This window comes from Sphingorhabdus sp. SMR4y (assembly GCF_002218195.1).
GTDB lineage: Bacteria > Pseudomonadota > Alphaproteobacteria > Sphingomonadales > Sphingomonadaceae > Parasphingorhabdus.
Genome location: NZ_CP022336.1, coordinates 1885169 through 1903268 on the forward strand (window position 1 = coordinate 1885169; position 18100 = coordinate 1903268).

Consider the following 18100-nt stretch of genomic DNA (forward strand, 5'->3'; position numbering starts at 1 on the left):
ATTGATGTTGCCCGAAAGAACGCATCGCCAGTTGCCGCGCGATAATGTCATAGGCCCGACATGGCTGAAAAAACTCTTATACCGATCCTGGGCGATCAGCTCTCTGTCAACATCTCATCGCTTGCCGGGCAGAATCCCGACGAATGCCTGCTTCTGATGATGGAGGTCGATGAGGAGGCAACATACGTCCGGCACCACAAGGCAAAGATTGCCTATATATTTTCCGCCATGCGCCATCACGCAAAGGCGCTGGAAGAACGCGGATGGGCAGTGGAATATGTAAGCTTGTCCGATCCCGGCAACAGCGGCAGTTTTTCCGGCGAAATCGCCCGGGCTCTCGAACGACATAGCATAAAAAATATCCGCATTACCGAGGCCGGCGAGTGGCGGGTCATGGCGATGATCGAGAATTGGGAAGATCAGTTCGGCCTTCCTGTCTCGATTTGCCCCGACCAGCGGTTCATCGCAACGCATCAGGATTTTACCGCCTGGGCCGAGGACAAAAAACAGCTCCGTATGGAATTTTTCTATCGCGAAATGCGGCGAAAAACCGGACTGCTTCTCGATCAGGACGGCACGCCCGAAGGGGGAAAATGGAATTATGACAGCGCCAATCGCAAACCGGCAAAGAGGGACCTGTCTATCCCGCAACCGATTCGGTTCCGCCCCGATGCGATAACGGCAGACGTCCTCGCTCTGGTCGCTGAGAAATTTGCGGATCATCCGGGTTCACTGGACCATTTCCACTTCGCGGTTACCCATGAGGAAGCGATGCGGCAGAAGCGCAAATTTCTCGATCAGGCGCTGCCCCGCTTTGGCGACTATCAGGATGCGCTGCTCAGCGGGGAACCGTTTCTGTGGCACTCAGTTTTGTCGCCCTATATCAATTCCGGCCTGCTTGATCCGCTTGAGCTCTGTCAGGACGTCGAGCGCCGCTATCACGACGGGGACGTCCCGCTGAACGCTGCCGAAGGGTTCATCCGGCAAATCATCGGTTGGCGCGAATATATGCGAGGCATCTATTGGCGCGAGGGACCCGATTATGTCGATCGCAACTTTTTGGCAGCGGAACGGCCCCTGCCGGAATTTTTCTATTCGGGTGACACAGATATGCATTGCATGGCTGAAGCGATCGGCCAGACGCTGGACCTCGCCTATGCGCATCATATCCAGCGATTGATGATAACCGGCAATTTCGCGCTGATCGCTGGTCTCCAGCCGCAAGCGGTGCATCGTTGGTATCTGGAAGTCTATGCCGATGCCTATGAGTGGGTCGAGCTACCCAATACCCTTGGCATGAGCCAGTTCGCCGATGGCGGAACCATTGCCTCCAAACCTTATGCGTCGTCAGGCAATTATATCAACAAGATGTCGGATTACTGCCAGCATTGCCGCTATGATGTGAAACAGCGCTCCGGCGAAAATGCCTGCCCCTTCAATTCCCTTTATTGGGATTTTCTTGTTCGAAACCGGGATCAGCTCGGGAATAATCACCGGTTGGCGATGCCTTATCGCACATGGGAGGGCATGGATTCACATACCAGGGATGACATTCGCACACGCGCCGAAAATTTTCTCGATCAACTGCAGAAAAATTGAATGGCCCAAAAACCACATAAAGCGGTAGATTCATCGGGCAATGCGTTATAGCCTCGACGCCTTGAAATCGAGTCGCTAGACGGCGGCTAGAGTAGCGCAAATAATTGCGGGCATGAGGAGTTTAATATGGAATTGCTGGTAACGACCGAATGGTTGGCCAACGAACTGGGCGCATCCGATCTGCGTATCGTGGACGCGACGAAATTCATGGCGGATGCCGGTCGTAATCCGGCCGCAGAATATGAAGCGGGCCACATTCCCGGGGCGGTCTTCATGGATCTCAGTGATTTGACCGACAGCAGCAATCCGATCGAGAATATGCTGCCGCCGGCGGAGAAATTCGCCAGCCGCATGCAGTCGCTCGGTCTGGGTGATGGCAGCCGTGTCGTTCTCTACGACGACAGCCCGCTCAAGAGCGCCGCTCGCGCCTGGTGGATGCTGACCATGTTCGGCGCACATGAAGTCGCCATTCTTGATGGCGGGATCGCCAAGTGGAAAGCGGAAGGCCGGCCGCTGGAAACCGGTAAGGAAGCCTTGCGCCATCGCCATTTCACCGTCTGGAAGGACGACAAGGATATCCGCACCAAGGCCGATATGCTCGCCAATCTCCACAGCAAGGATGAGCAGGTCGTCGATGCGCGACCCGCCGACCGGTTCAGCGGTGAAACACCGGATCCACGCGGCGAAATCGCATCCGGACATATTCCGGGCTCGACCAATATTCCGCACAGCAGTTTCTTCAACGCCGATGGCACCTGGAAAAGCAGCGACGAGATCAAGGCGATCTTCAACGATGCCGGGGTCGATCTGTCCAAGCCACTGGTCACGACCTGTGGCTCGGGCATGACCGCAGCCGTCGTCTCCTTTGCTGCGGCCCTCGCTGGCGCAGAAAAGACCGCGCTTTATGACGGCAGCTGGGCCGAATGGGGCGCTGACGCCGATACCCCGAAAGAATCCGTCTGAACATGCGGTCGCCGCTGGAACTATAATTGGCAGATCACGACTCTGGTTCAAAAAAGCCAGCGACCCAGGTTGTCACCGGGGGACGCCGGAAGAATTGGACCGGAGCCGTGGTCAATCCGCCTGTCTGGCGGGGCAGTACCCATCTCTATGATGATGTGGCCCATCTGCGGGAGGGCCTGAAGTCCAATGATGACGGGCGCTTCTTCTATGGTCGGCGTGGCTCGCCGACCCAATGGTCACTGGCCGCAGCGCTGACCGAAATGGAACCCGGCGCGGCCGGAACCATGCTTTACCCCTCCGGGGTTGCCGCCATTTCCTGCTCCCTGCTCGCCGTGTTGAAACCCGGCGACGAAATTCTGCTGACCGACAGCAGCTATGATCCCAGCCGCAGCTTCGCCGATGCTTTTCTCAAGCGCATGGGCATCACCGCCCGCTATTATGATCCGCTGATCGGTGCGGAAATCGCCGACCTTTTCAGCCCCGCCACCAGAGCCATATTGATGGAAAGTCCCGGCAGCCTGACCTTCGAAGTTCAGGATGTACCGGCCATCTGCGAGGCGGCAAGCGCGGCAGGCATTGTCACTTTGCTCGACAATACATGGGCCACATCGCATTTTTTTCCAGCGCTGGAAAAGGGTGTGGATATCGCAATAACCGCCGCGACAAAATATATTGTCGGCCACAGCGACGTGATGATGGGCGCGGTCACCACGCATGGCAAATATTGGACCCGCCTTCGCCGCACCGCCCAGCAGCTGGGGCAGGTCGTGTCACCGGATGATGCCTATCTGGCTGCGCGCGGATTGAGGACGCTCGACGTTCGCCTGCGCCAGCACGAGGCCAGCGCGCTCAAGATGGCACATTGGCTGAAGGAACGGCCCGAAGTCGGTCTGGTCCTCCACCCCGCCCTGCCCGATTGTCCGGGCCACGATATATGGAAGAGGGATTTCAAAGGCGCATCCGGACTATTTTCCTTTGAGCTTGCTGATGGTGATGACCAGACCCGAGCGGCTTTCATTGATGCGCTGGAACTGTTCGGCATCGGTTATAGCTGGGGTGGCTTCGAAAGCCTGGCGTTGCCGGTCGATCCGAAAAAACATCGTACCGCAACCCAATGGCAGCAAAAGGGCCCGCTGGTCCGACTGAATATCGGACTGGAACATCCGGATGATCTGATCGCGGACCTTGCCAAAGCTTTTGAACATTACCACAGTGTACAGTCATGATCGAGGATGCGCTCAATTATCTGGAATCGCTGACTTCCGACACGCCACGCAATGTCCAGTATATCGAAGGCGGCGTCGCGGCCGGACTGGTCATACTGGCATTGACTGCCGGTTGGTATCTCAGCAAATATATCGGTCCGAAGCTGCGCCACTTGTGGGAAGCCCGCGCCGGCTACGAAAGCGAGCTTGCCGGCCGGCGCATCCGCGATATGACGCGGCGCGCGACCACTTTCATCCTTTGCGGTATTTTTCTGGCATTCTATCCCTGGAATCTGATCGCGCAGGTCGTCTTTTCACTGACCATCGCGATAACGGTCGGGCTGTTTGCCAATGACCTGATCCGCGGCGTCCGGATGCCGGACTGGTTGGGAACGACCATTGGCCTGGCGCTGTTCGTCAGCATCGGGTCCGGTCTGGTCGGGGGGATCGAGCCGATTACCCTGGCCATGGACAAGGTCGGTTTCAGCTTGGGTTCGCGCCGAATCTCGCTGCTCTGGATTGTCACGCTGGCGATGACCGCCGTCATTCTGCTCGCGGTGGCCCGCGTGCTGATGAAGCTCGTAACCTATGTCATCAGCAATAGCGAACTTGACGGCGCCCAGAAAGTTTTGGGTCAGAAGCTGGCGACCGTCGCAATATTGGCCGGCGCCTTCGTTCTGGGTCTCGACGTGGTCGGAATAGACCTGACCGCTCTTGCCGTCTTCTCCGGCGCCTTCGGCCTCGCCATCGGTTTCGGCATGCAGAAGACCATCGGTAACCTGATCGCCGGGATCATCCTGCTGATGGACCGTTCGATCAAGCCGGGTGACGTGATTGCTGTCGGCAACACCTATGGCTGGGTCAACAAGATTGGCGTGCGCGCGGTCTCGGTCCTGACCCGCGAAGGCAAGGAGCATCTGATCCCGAACGAGGATCTGATGACCCGCGAAGTGGAAAACTGGTCCTATTCCAGTCCAAACGTGAGGATCAGCATTCCTGTTGGCGTGTCCTACAATACCGACATGGATCAGGCGATCGAACTGATGAAACAGGCCTGCGTCGACGTGCCGCGCGTTCTCAATCATCCCAAGCCTGTCGTCTGGATGCTCGAATTTGGTGACAATAGCGTCAATTTCGAAATTCGCTGCTGGATCAAGGACCCGCAATCAGGCGTCGGCAATTTCAAGGCGGCGATCCTGAAGCGGGTCTGGGACCTGTTCAAGGAACATGGCGTAGAAATTCCGTTTCCGCAGCGCGATGTCCATATCAGATCGCTGCCGGAAGGCGGAACCGTCACCCTGGGACCGGCTCCGAAATAGCCGTCAGGGATCAGAGAATCGATCAAATCAACGAAATCGAACAGAAACAACGGTTCGGTTAACGAAAATTCTGGTCCGAAACGCCCATTGACGCTTTATTAGTCACCCTGAATTGAAACCGCCTAAATTTTAAGCGGTCCAAAACCGGTTTGTGGCGCAAGTGCAACATATCACGATTATGTCATCCTTCCTGACGTTTTAATTCTTGTGCAGCGCAACAATATGGAGCAGCTTTTTTGAGCATGTTTAGAGACTGTTCGCGTTCGGGGCATCTGGCGCAATAAAATAACAGCGAAAACAGATCAGGAGGGGCGATACGCATTAACGAGAAAGGGATTTCCATGCGCACGTCTAATAAAGCTAATCTTGGCGGAAAAGCCAAATCAACTGTTCTCGGCCTCTCGGCCATCTTGCTCGCCTCTACGGCAGCACCGGCATTCGCTCAGGAAGATGACTCTTCCAGCGCAATCACTGTTTCCGGGAACGCCGCAGTAACCTCCGATTACCGTTTCCGCGGTGTATCGTTTTCCGATGGCGACATTGCCATTCAGGGCGGAATCGACATCGGCCATGAAAGCGGCTTCTATATCGGCACCTGGGCTTCATCCATCGAGGATTCTGCTACATTCGGTCACACCGAGCTCGACGTCTACGGCGGCTGGTCTGGCGAAGTCGCTTCCGGCGTATCCGTTGATGTTGGCCTGCTCTATTACATCTACCCCAATGGTGAAGGCGGCATTGCTGGCCCGAGCGACTATTTCGAACCTTATGCCTCGATCTCCGGTACATTGGGTCCTGTAGAAGCCACACTTGGTGCGGCTTATGCGTTCGACCAGGCAGCGATCGGTGATGACGACAACCTCTATATCTACACCGATTTCTCGTCCGGCATTCCAAATACGCCGATTTCCCTGAATGCCCATCTTGGCTATACGGACGGCTCCCTGTCGACCGCCACGGATGGCGACAATTTCGACTGGTCGGTCGGCGCTGACTGGGCGATCACGGAAAATCTGACCGCCAGCCTGATGTATGTCGGCGTCGGTGGTGTCAAAGTGGACGATTTCACCGATGACACAGTCGTTTTCACACTCGGCGTAGCGTTCTAAATTCACATAATTCACGCTGAAAAAGGGGGCTGCTCGAACATTCGAGCGGCCCTTTCTTTTTAGCTGGCGGCGACAAGCCTTTGCGTTGCCGCATGTCGCGGATCGTTGATGACCGCCTGCATCTCGCCAGTTTCAACGATCCTGCCATCTTCCAATATTGCAATCCGGTGGCATAATCTGCGCGCCGCAGCGATGTCGTGGGTAATGAACAACAAACTCAATCCGTTGTCGGTCTGAAGCCGCAGGAGAAGCTGCAGAATCTCCGCTCCGACAAGCGGATCGAGCGCCGAGGTCGCCTCATCCAGCACCAGCAGCTTCGGCATCGCAATGACTGCTCGCGCAATCGCGACCCGCTGCGCCTGTCCCCCCGAGAGACTGGCCGGCAGGCGAGCCAGATAATCCTCCGCCAGATCGACGTCGGACAGAGCCCGTCGCGCCATTTCCTCATGCTCGGCCTTTGTCAGTTCGGGACGAAGATTGCGCAGTGGCTCGGTGATAATTTCATGGACCGGCCATTGCGGATCAAGACTGGCAATCGGGTCCTGAAATACGGGCTGGATAAGCCGACGCACTTCCAGACTGCGCTCGCGGCGTTGGGGCAGCGTCGAACCTTGCCACAATATTTCGCCCTCGGACACCGGTCCAATGCCGGCGATGGCCCGTCCCAAGGTCGATTTTCCGGAACCCGAACCACCGACCAGCGCCAGGGATTCGCCTTGCCTTATCTGGATATTTGCATCGGTCACGGCGCGGATATGACCCCGACGCCAGCCGGGGCGATGGAATTCGACGCCGACGCGCACGGTCTCGAGTAACAGATCGCGAGGCTGTCCCAGTTCCGGTGACGGCTCTTCCAGACGCGGTGTCGCAGCGATCAGGCGTCTGGTATAATCTTGTGCGGGACTTGCGATTATCGTGCCAGTGGGCCCCGCTTCCACCACTCGGCCTTGTTCCATCACCACGAGTTGTTCGGCATGGCCCGCAACCGAGGCAAGATCGTGACTCACCAGCAGCATGCCCACCCCCTGTTCCGTCCGCAATTGATCGAACAAATCCATAATCTCGGCCCGCAAAGACGCATCCAGCGCGCTGGTGGGTTCGTCAGCGACCAGTAATTTCGGACCATGGGCAATAGCGGCGGCAATCATCACCCGCTGCCGTTCGCCACCGGACAGCCGGTGGGGAAACTGGTCCAGTCGCTCGTCCGCCCGGGAAAGACCAACACGCTCCAGCATGAGCGCCAGTTCCCTCCGCGATGGGCGCGCTGCTCCGGCCTGCATCGCGGCTTCCTGCAATTGCGCGCCGACCGTCAGATGCGGGGTCAGCGCGGTCAGAGGCTGCTGGAAGACAAATCCGGCCAGTTTGCGGCGCACATCGCGCAGATGTCCGGCATCTGTGGTGCCAAGGTCGATACCGTCCAGTGTGATCGCGCCGAAAGCGGTACCGGCTGTCAGCCCGAACGGCGTCAGACAGGTCAGACTTTTGCCTGAACCAGACGCGCCGATGATCGCGGTGCACTGGCCCGGCTCGACGGTCAGGCTGACTTCCTCAACAAGCCGCCTGCCGGCAATATTCACGGCCAGACTGTCTATTTCATAAAGGCTCATGAGAAACGATCTCGCAATCGTTCGCCCTCTATCGTCAGGCAGACCAGGATCAGCACGAGCAGGCCGCCGGGCAGCAGCAATCCGAGCGGCGCCATATCCATGTCGTCAGCGCCTTCCTTGACCAATATGCCCAGCGAAGTCAGCGGCTCCTGCACGCCCAGCCCTAGAAAGGAGAGGAAACTCTCGACCATCACCACCTGCGGTACGGTCAGCATCAGATAGGCCAGCGCCACGCCAGCGATATTGGGCAAGATATGGCGCAAAATGATCGTCATGGAAGGCGTGCCGGCCGCCTCGGCTGCCAGAATGAAGGGTCGCTGTTTCAGTGCCATCACCTGCCCCCGCACCACCCGCGCCATGGTCAGCCATTCGACCAGCCCGATACCGACGAAGACCAGCAGGATCGACCGTCCGAACACCACCATCAGCAGAATCACGATGAACATGAAGGGCAGCGCATAAAGGCCGTCGACGATCCGCATCATCACCTCGTCCACTCGCCCGCCGATCCAGCCTGCGGTAGCACCCCAGGCGATGCCGACGACCAGCGACACCAGCGCTGCGGCCATCGCCACCAGCAATGTGATCCGGGTGCCCGCGGCCAGCCGCGCCAGACGGTCCCGGCCGATATCATCCGTGCCGAAAATATGCGAACCGCTGAACGCAGGCGCGCGAACCGCATCCCAGTCGATCTGGTCATAGTTCCACGGGAGAAGGAACGGCAGCACCAGCGCCAGCGCGACAATCAGCAGAACCAGGACGAGCGGGAAATGACGCTTCAGCATGCGCTTATCCCTCCCGCATTCTGGGATCGAGCCAGCCGTAGATCAGGTCGGCAAACAGATTGAAGAGGATGATCAGCGCCGCATAGAGCGTGACCACACCGAGCACGAGAGGATAGTCGCGGTTGAGCGCACCCTGCACGAAATAGCGCCCCAGGCCCGGCAGGCCGAAGACCGTCTCGACCACCACCGCCCCGGTCAGAAGCCCCGCCGCGGCCGGTCCCAGATAGCTTGCCACCGGTACCAGCGCGGGGCGCAAACCATGTTTGAACAGGATTTTTACCTCGGAAAGGCCGCGTGCCCGGGCGGTGCGGATATGGTCCTGCTTGAGCACGCTGGCCAATCCGGCCCGGGTCAGCTTGGCAATCGCTCCCGATACCGGCAGCGCCAGCGCGACGACCGGCATGATCAGCCAGGCCACACCATGTCCCGTTCCCGATACCGGCAGCATGCCCAGCCACAGCCCGAAGAACAGTGCGAGAGCGGGGCCGGTAACAAAGGTCGGCAGCGCAGTGGCCACCGTCGCCAGCATCATGATCGTCTTGTCGACAGTCTTTCCCGCACGCACGGCGGCAAAAAGACCTGCCGTCACCCCGATGAGCAGCGCCAGCAATATCGCCAATCCCCCGAGCGTGAGCGAAATCGGCAGCCCCTGCGCGATCAGTTCCGATACGGTGAAGTCGCGGTAGACCAGCGAGGGCCCGAAATCCCCCTGCACCAGCCGCGACACGTACAGCCACGCCTGCTCCCATAAAGGCCGGTCCAGACCATAAGCCTGTTGCAAGGCCGCTTGCGTCGCCGGATCGAGTGGCCGTTCCCCGTCAAATGGTCCGCCGGGCGCCAACCGCATCAGGAAGAAAGACGCCAATATGATCACCAGCAGGGTCGGAATGGCCGTCATCAACCGCCGGGTGATCAGGGCAAGCACGCGCCGCTAAAGCTCCATCTTGCCAAAACAGTCGCGCACTTCCTGCACGAACAGCTCCGGCACTTCCATCGCCGCGAAATGGCCGCCTTTTTCCGGCTCGCCCCAGTGGCGCAGATCCTTGAACCTTTGTTCCGCCCAGCGGCGCGAGGGGGTGATGATCTCGTTGGGGAAGATGCTGCACCCGGAGGGGATGGTGACCGGATCGACATTGGGCGCGCCAAAACTTTCGCGATAGAGCCGCGCCGAGGACGCACCGGCATTGTTCAGCCAGTAGATCATCACATTGTCGAGCAGATGATCGCAATCGAAATTTTCGTCCGGGGCCTTGGCATCGTCGGCCCAGCCCTGGAATTTCTCCATGATCCAGGCCATTTGCCCGACCGGGGAATCGGCCAGGCCATAGCCCAAGGTCTGCGGCCGGGTCCGCTGGATTTCGGCATAGCCTGCGCCCTGTTCCTGATAGACGGCGAAACGGGCGAGTGACGCCTGCTCTTCGGGGGTCAGGCTGGCCATCATTTCTTCGGACGGCGGGCCGACCACCACCAGATTGACATGCACGCCGGCACAATGGCCGAGATTTTGCGCTCCGATCACCGAGGTCACCATGCCACCCCAGTCGCCGCCCTGCGCGAAATAGCGGTCATAGCCAAGCCGGGTCATCAGCGTGTCCCAGGCCTGCGCAATTTTCTCCAGGCCCCAGCCGGTGGTCGTCGGCTTGCCGGAAAATCCGTATCCGGGCAGCGACGGCAGCACCAGATGATAGGCGTCTTTTGCCTCGCCACCATAAGCCACCGGATCGGTCAATGGGCCGATCACATCCATGAACTCGACAATCGAACCCGGCCAGCCGTGCGTCATCAGCAACGGCCGTGCACCGGCTTCCGGCGAGCGGATATGCATGAAATGGATATCGACGCCGTCGATTGCGGTCAGATGATGATCATATTGATTGAGCGCATCCTGGCAGCGCCGCCAGTCATAGCTGGTCCGCCAATGTTCAACGATGGTTTTGACATAGGCAAGCGGGATGCCCTGCGACCAGTCATCGACCGGCTCCGGATCGGGCCAGCGCACATGCCGCAAGCGGATGTCGAGATCGTCCAGCGCGGTCTTCGGAATATCGATAGTGAAGTCTCTGATTTCGTCGGTCATCGGCTTGTCTCCTGAAACTTCATTTATATTCCCGCCCATTGCAGGTCAGCAGGCAAACTGGATGACGAATAATCAACCTGCAAAACCCTCCTTCGCTGGGGTCGGACCGCACTTTTTGAGGCGTGAAGGATCGGAGTGGAATAAGACCAGATATCACCTGATTTTGCCAGACATTCTGCCTCCCCGCATTGCACTATCGCGGAAGCATAATCATCTTCCGCCAACCGGCCAAGTTTATGTGATCCCGGTGCAATCCGCAGCGGGGCGTTATCCGGCCCTACATCATCCAGATGAATTCTTAACGTCACCATATCAGCGAGCAACTCAAAAGGAGGCTCTACATGCTGAATGCCCTGCTTGATCGTCCAGTTTTTGAAACCAGAAACTTCTTTCCGTTTCGCAACAGCAATCGTGCGGTCCTGGTGCCAATCCAGCGACCAGTTGGTTTCAACATTCTTGTCGAATAATATTGCACGAACGGGTTGCGCATTCGCACCCAAGTGTTTTCGCACAATCTCCCACGGTCTTGAGTTTTCACCAATCCGTTCCGACAGACCTACAATGCCTTTCAACCGAGCACCCGCTCGTTCAGATGGAACGGGTCGCAGGATAGATAGAAAATCAGAGGCATCTATTTGATTATTGTAGAATTCCGCACCGTCCTGTTCGAAACTAAAGCTCACATCGTCGGAACCGGCACTTCGCCCGAATAGTCGTAAAAGCCCTTGCCGGTCTTGCGGCCGAGCCAGCCGGCCTCGACATATTTCATCAGAATTGGCGCGGGGCGATATTTGGGATCGCCGAAATCATTCTGCAACACGCGGAGAATTTCCAGCAAGGTATCGAGTCCGATCAGATCGGCAAGCGTGATCGGTCCCATCGGATGACCGAGGCCAAGCTGCACGCCGCGATCAATATCCTCCATCGAGGCCGTGCCTTCGCCGAGCGCGAAAAACGCTTCGTTGAGCATCGGCAGCAGGATGCGGTTGACAACGAAACAGGGCGAATCTTTCGCCATGACCGGGGTCTTGCCCACCGCTTTGGCGAAATCGCTGGCCATGGCCGCGGTCTGGTCGCTGGTCGCAAGGCCGCGGATGACTTCCACCAGCCCCATCAGCGGTACAGGATTGAAGAAATGCACGCCGACAAAGCGCGAGGGGTCTTTCACCGACTGTGCCAGCCGGGTGATCGAGATCGATGATGTATTGCTCGCCAAAATCGCCTGATGACCCAGCACTTCGGACGCCGCGGCAAAAATCTGGCGCTTGACGTCTTCGCGCTCGGTGGCGGCTTCGATGATGATGTCGGCATTGGCCATCGGGTCGAGCTGGACGATCGGTTCGATACGACCGAGTGCCGTTTCGGCCGCCTGCTGATCAATCTTGTCCTTTTCGACCAGCCGCGACAGCTGCTTGGCGATCCCCGCTTTGCTGCGTTCGGCGATTTCCATGCTCACGTCCGACAGATAGACATGGTAGCCTGCCTGAGCCGAAACCTGCGCGATGCCGGCGCCCATTTGTCCCGATCCGATAATACCGATTGCTTTCATATCATGCCCTTCATGCTGTTCGATGTGTTTGAAAAGCCACTAGCGATTGTCGGCCAAACTGGCTAGATTGCAATTATGTCCCCTATCAGTTTCATTGTCGGAATATTTGCAACCCTTGCAGCTGCTATCGCCCCGCCCGCGGCACAGCCGGGTGAAATCCGTACTTTCCGGGACTGGACCGTCGGCTGTGACAATGGCGGCAACTGTCAGGCTGTTTCACTCGTGCCTGCCAACGGCGCGGCCGGGTTTGACGGCTGGGACGGGCCGGTCTCGATCGTCAGGACTGCCGGCAAGGATGATATTTTCAAGATCCGCGTCCTGTTCCACGCTCGGGAGATGGATCGGTACCGGATGAAGATCGATGGCCAGCTGGTTGATACCGGGCCGATCGTGCAGGGCGATTATCCGATAGAGATTGTCGGCACGGATGCCGAGAAGGTGGCGAAGGCCATTATCAACGGCAGACATCTTGTTATTCAGGGTCCCAATGGTGAGAATATCACCCAGGTTTCGCTGGCCGGTTCCTCGGCGGCCCTGCGCTATATCGACGACAAGCAGCAGCGCGCCGGAACCGGCACCGCGCTGGTCGCTATAGGGTCGCGCGCTTATCAGCCTGCGAATAGCGAGATTCCGACGATCATGGTCGACCGGTGGGAAGAGTCCGAACTGGCTCCGGAAACCGGTGATATCGTGGCCCTGGCAGAGGACTCCCGATGCAAGAACGAGCGTTACGGGCTGGTGGAGGATCAGGTCTTTCCGCTGGGCAGACGCGGCAACAGGTTCCGGGCGCTGGTGCTGATTTCCTGCGGCTCGGGCGCCTATAATTTTTCCAGCGCACCCTATGTCGGGGAATATGTCGAGAATCCCCGCGCCACCAGCGGCTGGACATTCACGCCGGCCAGATTTGACCGCCAGCCCAGCTGGGGTGGTGAAGGTGCCGATCCCTTGCTGGTCAATGCCGGCTGGGACGAACAGGACCAGAAGCTCAGCAGTTTTGGCAAGGGTCGCGGACTCGGCGATTGCGGGAGCGCAGAAAGCTATATCTGGGACGGGGATATGTTCCGCATGACAGAAGCCAGCGCCATGCCGGAATGCCGGGGGGCCTATGAATGGATTGCGATCTGGCGGGCGAACTACCGCAATCTGGAGCAGACGGCCGTATCGGGAAAATAACCGCTAGGGCGCGTGTTTGAGCGGGTGCGCTTCCACCAGCATCAAGGTAAAATGGTCCTGCGCGTCGCTCCATTCGTGCAAGGGCGTCCAGCCACCGGCCCGAAGCATTAGCCGGGCATCGCGCAATCCATATTTATGGCTGTTCTCGATATGGATTTTCTGTCCGCCGGCCATGTCGTAACTATGCCCGTTGATCGAAAACTGCACATTGGTCTGGGCTTCCAGAAAGATTTCGATCCGCGCATAGAGATCGTTCCAGACTGCCTTGTGACGAAACTGCTCAACAGGGATATCACCTTCCAGTTCGCGGTTGATCCGGTGGAGCAGATTGAGCGAGAATTGCGCCGTTACCCCAGCCGCATCATCATAAGCCTCGATCAATGTCTGTATATCCTTGATCCGGTCGAAGCCGATCAGCAGTTGCGCGCCATCGCCCAACGTCTCTCGCATGAAGCGCAGCAGATCGACGGAAGTCCGAGCGATCATATTGCCAATTGTCGAGCCGGGAAAGAAACCTAGCTTGGGCATGTCAGCAACAGCTTCGGGCAGGTCCACCCGGGTCATGAAATCCGCTTCGACCGGATATATCGGCAGGTCCGGAAATTCTTCCTGGAGCAGCGACGCGCTATGCTCCAGGAATTCGCCCGAGATGTCGATCGGCACATAGGCGGCCGGGTCAATTGCTTTGAGCAAATGCGGGGTTTTGACCGAACTCCCGGAGCCAAATTCGATTACCGCCCGGCCGGCGCCGGTCGATGCAGCAAAAGCCGCTCCGTTGTCCTTGAGCAATTCCGTCTCGGTCCGGGTCGGATAATATTCGGGAAGCTCGGTAATTTCTTCAAACAGTTCCGAACCACGCCGGTCATATAGCCAGCGCGCCGGAATTGCGTGGGTCTGCTTGTCAAAGCAGCGCCGGACGTCCTTGCGAAAACTATGATCTACGAGCGAAGTGGTCATGTCCATGAGGGTGGTCCTTTACGTCAAAGGTCTTTTGCAAGCCGCAATCCGCAGAACTGCCAGCGCTGGTGGGGATAAAAGAAATTGCGGTAAGTCGGACGGATATGGTCCGGTGGGGTAGCGACACTACCGCCTTTCAGCACCGCCTGGCCCGACATGAACTTGCCGTTATATTCGCCGACCGCCCCGTCGGCGGGCCTGAAACCGGGATAAGGCAGATAGGCGCTGCCGGTCCATTCCCACACAGCACCGCAATTGGGCAGACCTTTTTTCGCGGCTGTCTCCCATTCCGCTTCGGTCGGCAGGCGTGCACCCGCCCAGCTGGCATAAGCATCTGCCTCATAATGGCTGATATGTTGCACCGGCGCAAAAAGGTCGAGATCATGCTGTCCGCCCAGTCCGAACGCGGACCATTGCCGATCAGCCTCCCGGCTCCAATATAGCGGCGCGTCTATGCCTTCCCGCTGCACCCAGGCCCAACCGTCCGAGAGCCAGTGGCTGGCCTCTCGATAGCCGCCGTCGTCCATGAACGCGAGCCATTCGCCATTGGTTACCGGCCGGCTGGCTATGGCATGCGGATGAAGCAGCACCGCATGACTCGGGCCTTCACAATCAAACGCGAATCCCCGTCCGTCATGGCCGACCTGATGGACACCCCTATCGCCCTCGATCCATTCCAGGGGCCCGCGCTCGGCTGCCGTAACCGGCGGCGCATGGCTATAGGCAGGCTTCAGTGGATTTCGGGAGAAGAGATGCAGAATATCGGTCAGCAGCAATTCCTGATGCTGCTGTTCATGGTTGAGGCCGAGTTCGACCAGATCAAGCAACCCGTCGGAAAATCCCTGCATCGCCTCGATCATCGCCTTGTCGACATGGGAACGATAGGCGATCACCTCGGCGAGCGACGGGCGGGTCAGCAGGCCCCGTTCGGGCCTCGCATGCCGTGCGCCCTCGGCTTCATAATAGCTGTTGAACAAATAGGGATAAGCCTCGTCAAAGAGGTGATAGCCGACAACATGATCCCGCAGCAGGAAGGTTTCAAAAAACCAGCTGACATGGGCCAGATGCCATTTTGTCGGGGAAGCATCGTCCATCGATTGGGCCGTTGCATCGGCATCGCTCAGCCCTTCCGCGAGCCCGACCGAATGGTGCCGCACAGCCCGGTAACGGTCGAGCAACACATGCGCCCGGGATTCATCATGTGCGTCGGCCGCATGCGGAAGCGGGCGTTGTGGTTGGCTGGCGATCAATCCTACTCCGGTGGCGGCTCTTATTCCCTTCAGAACATAGCGCGAACAATCATCAGGTCAACAACGCATCTTCCCGCCAGTTGGTTGCAAATAGTCGCAACGCCGCTCAAATTCGGGTTTTAGCGCGATGCTCCCGGCACCCACAGAATATCGTCCTTGCCGCCCTTGTTGAGCGCTCTTCCGAGTACGAACAGATAGTCGGAAAGACGATTGATATAGGCCAGTGCCTGGGGGTTGATTGACATATTTCTGCCTGCGGCGACGCAGGTCCGCTCGGCCCGCCGGGCAACCGAGCGAACCAGATGAATGGCTGCAGCGGCCTTCGTGCCACCAGGCAGAATGAAACTGGTCAGCGGCTCAAGCTCCGCCGTCGCCGAGTCGATAGCCTTCTCCAGCCGCTCCACTTGTGACGGTACCACCCTCAGAACCATCTCCGAGGGGGTAAAATCATCCCCGTCGGCTGCCGGCGTAGCCAGATCGGCACCAAGATCAAACAGGTCGTTCTGGATGACACGCAAGGTCTGGACCAGCGTGTCATCGGCGATTTCACAAATCGCCACACCCAGCGCGCTGTTCAGTTCATCTACATCGCCGATTGCCGCCATCCGCGGATCATTCTTGGCAATGCGCGATCCGTCGACCAGTCCGGTCGTGCCGTCATCGCCGGTTTTCGTGTAAATCTTGTTGAGCTTTACCATCGGGAGAGCCGCCTAGCTCTGGCCTCCCGCCACAGCCAGCAATATCACTACCAGAATGATCGCAATCGCCTGATATTTGACGCGGGCAAACATCATATCATTCTGCTTTTTGTGCGAAGCGGTAATGCCGTCGGAATCGACGTCACCCGGCTCCATATTGGCGAAAGCGATCAGCCCGCGCACGAGTGCATAAACAACAGCACCTGCGGCTGCGACGATCATCAATATCAAAATGTAGCTCATAAAATCACCTTAAGCCTGCGAAAGGGATATTCCAACCGGGAAGTGCCCCGATCTGAGTCCCTGCAACAGTCTATATCCGTCGTCACCCGCCTTTCGCAATACGGACAAAGAGGCAGAATCCCTGCTTTTTGATAGTTTCCCGCCGTTTTCGTCGAGCAGAAGAGGGTGGTGGAAGTAGATCGGCGTCGGCAGGTCCAGCAGCGCCTGCAACAACCGGTGGATATCGGTCGAGGCAAACAGATCATCTCCGCGCACGACATGGCTGATCCCGTCACGGGCATCATCCAGTGTCACCGCGAGATGATAGGCAACCGGCATATCCTTGGGGACAAGAATGACATCGCCAAGCCGCTCGGGACGGCTCAACCGCTCGCCATGCCGTTCGTCCATCCATCGCAGCGGCCCCGTGACTGCAGACGCCTTTGCCACATCCAGCCGCCAGCTGTGCGGCTCCACAGACGCGCGCTGCCCTGCCAGTTCCGGAGCAAGATGGCGGCACGTTCCCGGATAGATCGGACCGTCGGGCCCTTCCGGCTGCGGGCCGTCTTCCTGCACTTGCCGCAGGTCCGAGCGGGTGCAGAAACAGGGGTATAATAATCCCATGGCCTTCAGCCGCTCGGCAGCGGCCGCGTAGCTGGCGAGCCGCCCGGACTGGAAAATGACATCCCCGTCCCAGACCAGACCCAGCCAGCGCAGGTCTTCCAGAATCGCTGTGACAAATTCAGGGCGGCTGCGGCCGCTGTCAATATCCTCGATCCTCAGCAGAAACCGGCCACCGCGTTCCCGCGCGAAATCATGCGCCACCATCGCGGCATAGGCGTGACCCAAATGCAACAATCCATTGGGGCTGGGGGCAAAACGCGCCACAATATGTCGATTTAATTGCCCACTTGACGTCATAAGCCGGATATTGTTCTTTGTGTAACAGTCATGTCACGTTCTTAGGCATAAAGAACAGACAGTAAAGGACAAGGGAGACAGACGCTTATGTATCACCCCGACCTGCAAAGGCATCCGGAAAGCTGCCCGTCGCTTGTCCTCAACGCCGATTATACGCCCCTGTCTTATTATCCGCTCAGCCTGTGGCCCTGGCAAACCGCGATCAAGGCGGTGTTTCTCGACCGGGTAGACATTGTTTCCAGCTACGAACGCGAAGTGCACAGCCCCAATCTGGACATGAAAATTCCGTCCGTGATTGCGCTGAAGAAATATATCAAGCCTTCCGAATATCCGGCCTTCACGCGCTTCAATCTGTTTTTACGCGACAAGTTCGAATGCCAATATTGCGGTTCACCGGACAATCTGACCTTCGATCATGTCATTCCGCGCCGGCAGAAAGGCCGCACGACCTGGGAAAATGTCGCCACCGCCTGCCTGCCCTGCAATCTCAAGAAGGGCGGTCGCACACCCCAGGAAGCGCACATGCAGCTGGCCAACCGACCGATCAAGCCGACCAGCTGGCATCTGCAGGAACATGGCCGGGCCTTCCCGCCCAATTTCCTGCACGACACTTGGCATGACTGGCTCTACTGGGATATTGAACTGGAAAGCTGATCGCGACAATAT

The 18100-nt window shown here is 58.1% G+C and carries 18 protein-coding genes; 7 read left to right on the forward strand and 11 right to left on the reverse strand.

The annotated features are described in order from the left end of the window. Positions 1–60 precede the first annotated feature (60 nt). From SPHFLASMR4Y_RS08975 to SPHFLASMR4Y_RS08995, 5 genes are all read left to right on the forward strand, one after another. On the forward strand, positions 61–1599 hold the full coding sequence (locus tag SPHFLASMR4Y_RS08975) for a cryptochrome/photolyase family protein (RefSeq protein ID WP_089133234.1): 1539 nt from the start codon (positions 61–63) through the stop codon (positions 1597–1599). 126 nt (positions 1600–1725) lie between these two features. After that, the gene (gene sseA, locus SPHFLASMR4Y_RS08980; RefSeq protein WP_089133235.1) at positions 1726–2562 is read left to right on the forward strand and encodes a 3-mercaptopyruvate sulfurtransferase; all 837 of its coding nucleotides are present in this window, start codon (positions 1726–1728) and stop codon (positions 2560–2562) included. 26 nt (positions 2563–2588) lie between these two features. Then, on the forward strand, positions 2589–3788 hold the full coding sequence (gene metC, locus SPHFLASMR4Y_RS08985) for a cystathionine beta-lyase (protein ID WP_089133236.1): 1200 nt from the start codon (positions 2589–2591) through the stop codon (positions 3786–3788). Further along, positions 3785–5086 (forward strand): mechanosensitive ion channel family protein, encoded by a 1302-nt coding sequence (locus SPHFLASMR4Y_RS08990; RefSeq protein WP_089133237.1) that lies wholly within the window; start codon positions 3785–3787, stop codon positions 5084–5086. Before metC ends, SPHFLASMR4Y_RS08990 begins: the two co-directional genes overlap by 4 nt. A 341-nt stretch (positions 5087–5427) precedes the next feature. Continuing rightward, complete coding sequence (locus tag SPHFLASMR4Y_RS08995) at positions 5428–6195, forward strand: TorF family putative porin (protein WP_089133238.1); 768 nt, start codon at positions 5428–5430, stop codon at positions 6193–6195. A 59-nt stretch (positions 6196–6254) separates the two neighbouring features. Here SPHFLASMR4Y_RS08995 and SPHFLASMR4Y_RS09000 read toward each other — a convergent pair whose 3' ends face one another. The 6 genes from SPHFLASMR4Y_RS09000 to SPHFLASMR4Y_RS09025 are packed head-to-tail and all read right to left on the reverse strand — an operon-like array spanning position 6255 to position 12213. Beyond that, positions 6255–7802, reverse strand: a complete 1548-nt coding sequence (locus SPHFLASMR4Y_RS09000) for an ATP-binding cassette domain-containing protein (protein ID WP_089133239.1) — start codon at positions 7800–7802, stop codon at positions 6255–6257. Beyond that, entirely contained in the window at positions 7799–8587 is a 789-nt protein-coding gene (locus SPHFLASMR4Y_RS09005; RefSeq protein WP_089133240.1) for an ABC transporter permease, read from the reverse strand. The genes SPHFLASMR4Y_RS09000 and SPHFLASMR4Y_RS09005 overlap by 4 nt, the downstream gene beginning before the upstream one ends. 4 nt (positions 8588–8591) lie before the next feature. Continuing rightward, positions 8592–9512, reverse strand: a complete 921-nt coding sequence (locus tag SPHFLASMR4Y_RS09010) for an ABC transporter permease (RefSeq protein WP_089133241.1) — start codon at positions 9510–9512, stop codon at positions 8592–8594. Between the two features lie 6 nt (positions 9513–9518). Further along, positions 9519–10664, reverse strand: coding sequence for an epoxide hydrolase family protein (locus tag SPHFLASMR4Y_RS09015; protein WP_089134793.1), 1146 nt, complete (start codon positions 10662–10664; stop codon positions 9519–9521). A gap of 23 nt (positions 10665–10687) precedes the next feature. Next, complete coding sequence (locus SPHFLASMR4Y_RS09020; RefSeq protein WP_089133242.1) at positions 10688–11347, reverse strand: phytanoyl-CoA dioxygenase family protein; 660 nt, start codon at positions 11345–11347, stop codon at positions 10688–10690. Beyond that, positions 11344–12213 carry a 3-hydroxyacyl-CoA dehydrogenase family protein gene (locus tag SPHFLASMR4Y_RS09025; RefSeq protein ID WP_089133243.1) on the reverse strand — a complete coding sequence of 290 codons (870 nt, stop codon included), beginning with the start codon at positions 12211–12213 and terminating at the stop codon, positions 11344–11346. Before SPHFLASMR4Y_RS09025 ends, SPHFLASMR4Y_RS09020 begins: the two co-directional genes overlap by 4 nt. Positions 12214–12288: 75 nt before the next feature. Between SPHFLASMR4Y_RS09025 and SPHFLASMR4Y_RS09030 the strand changes: the two genes are divergently transcribed. Further along, the gene (locus tag SPHFLASMR4Y_RS09030; protein WP_089133244.1) at positions 12289–13386 is read left to right on the forward strand and encodes a DUF1176 domain-containing protein; all 1098 of its coding nucleotides are present in this window, start codon (positions 12289–12291) and stop codon (positions 13384–13386) included. 3 nt (positions 13387–13389) lie between these two features. Here SPHFLASMR4Y_RS09030 and egtD read toward each other — a convergent pair whose 3' ends face one another. The 5 genes from egtD to gluQRS all read right to left on the reverse strand — a co-directional run bounded on the left by egtD (position 13390) and on the right by gluQRS (position 17434). Then, positions 13390–14349 carry an L-histidine N(alpha)-methyltransferase gene (gene egtD, locus SPHFLASMR4Y_RS09035; protein WP_089133245.1) on the reverse strand — a complete coding sequence of 320 codons (960 nt, stop codon included), beginning with the start codon at positions 14347–14349 and terminating at the stop codon, positions 13390–13392. 17 nt (positions 14350–14366) lie between these two features. Next, positions 14367–15524, reverse strand: a complete 1158-nt coding sequence (egtB, locus tag SPHFLASMR4Y_RS09040; RefSeq protein ID WP_089134794.1) for an ergothioneine biosynthesis protein EgtB — start codon at positions 15522–15524, stop codon at positions 14367–14369. A 188-nt stretch (positions 15525–15712) separates the two neighbouring features. After that, the gene (locus SPHFLASMR4Y_RS09045; protein ID WP_089133246.1) at positions 15713–16291 is read right to left on the reverse strand and encodes a cob(I)yrinic acid a,c-diamide adenosyltransferase; all 579 of its coding nucleotides are present in this window, start codon (positions 16289–16291) and stop codon (positions 15713–15715) included. A 12-nt stretch (positions 16292–16303) separates the two neighbouring features. Then, entirely contained in the window at positions 16304–16534 is a 231-nt protein-coding gene (locus SPHFLASMR4Y_RS09050) for an HIG1 domain-containing protein (protein WP_089133247.1), read from the reverse strand. A 9-nt stretch (positions 16535–16543) separates the two neighbouring features. After that, positions 16544–17434, reverse strand: a complete 891-nt coding sequence (gluQRS, locus tag SPHFLASMR4Y_RS09055) for a tRNA glutamyl-Q(34) synthetase GluQRS (RefSeq protein ID WP_089133248.1) — start codon at positions 17432–17434, stop codon at positions 16544–16546. A gap of 87 nt (positions 17435–17521) precedes the next feature. On the opposite strand from gluQRS, the gene SPHFLASMR4Y_RS09060 reads away from it, so the two are divergent. After that, on the forward strand, positions 17522–18088 hold the full coding sequence (locus tag SPHFLASMR4Y_RS09060; RefSeq protein ID WP_089133249.1) for an HNH endonuclease: 567 nt from the start codon (positions 17522–17524) through the stop codon (positions 18086–18088). The last annotated feature ends 12 nt before the right edge of the window (positions 18089–18100 follow it).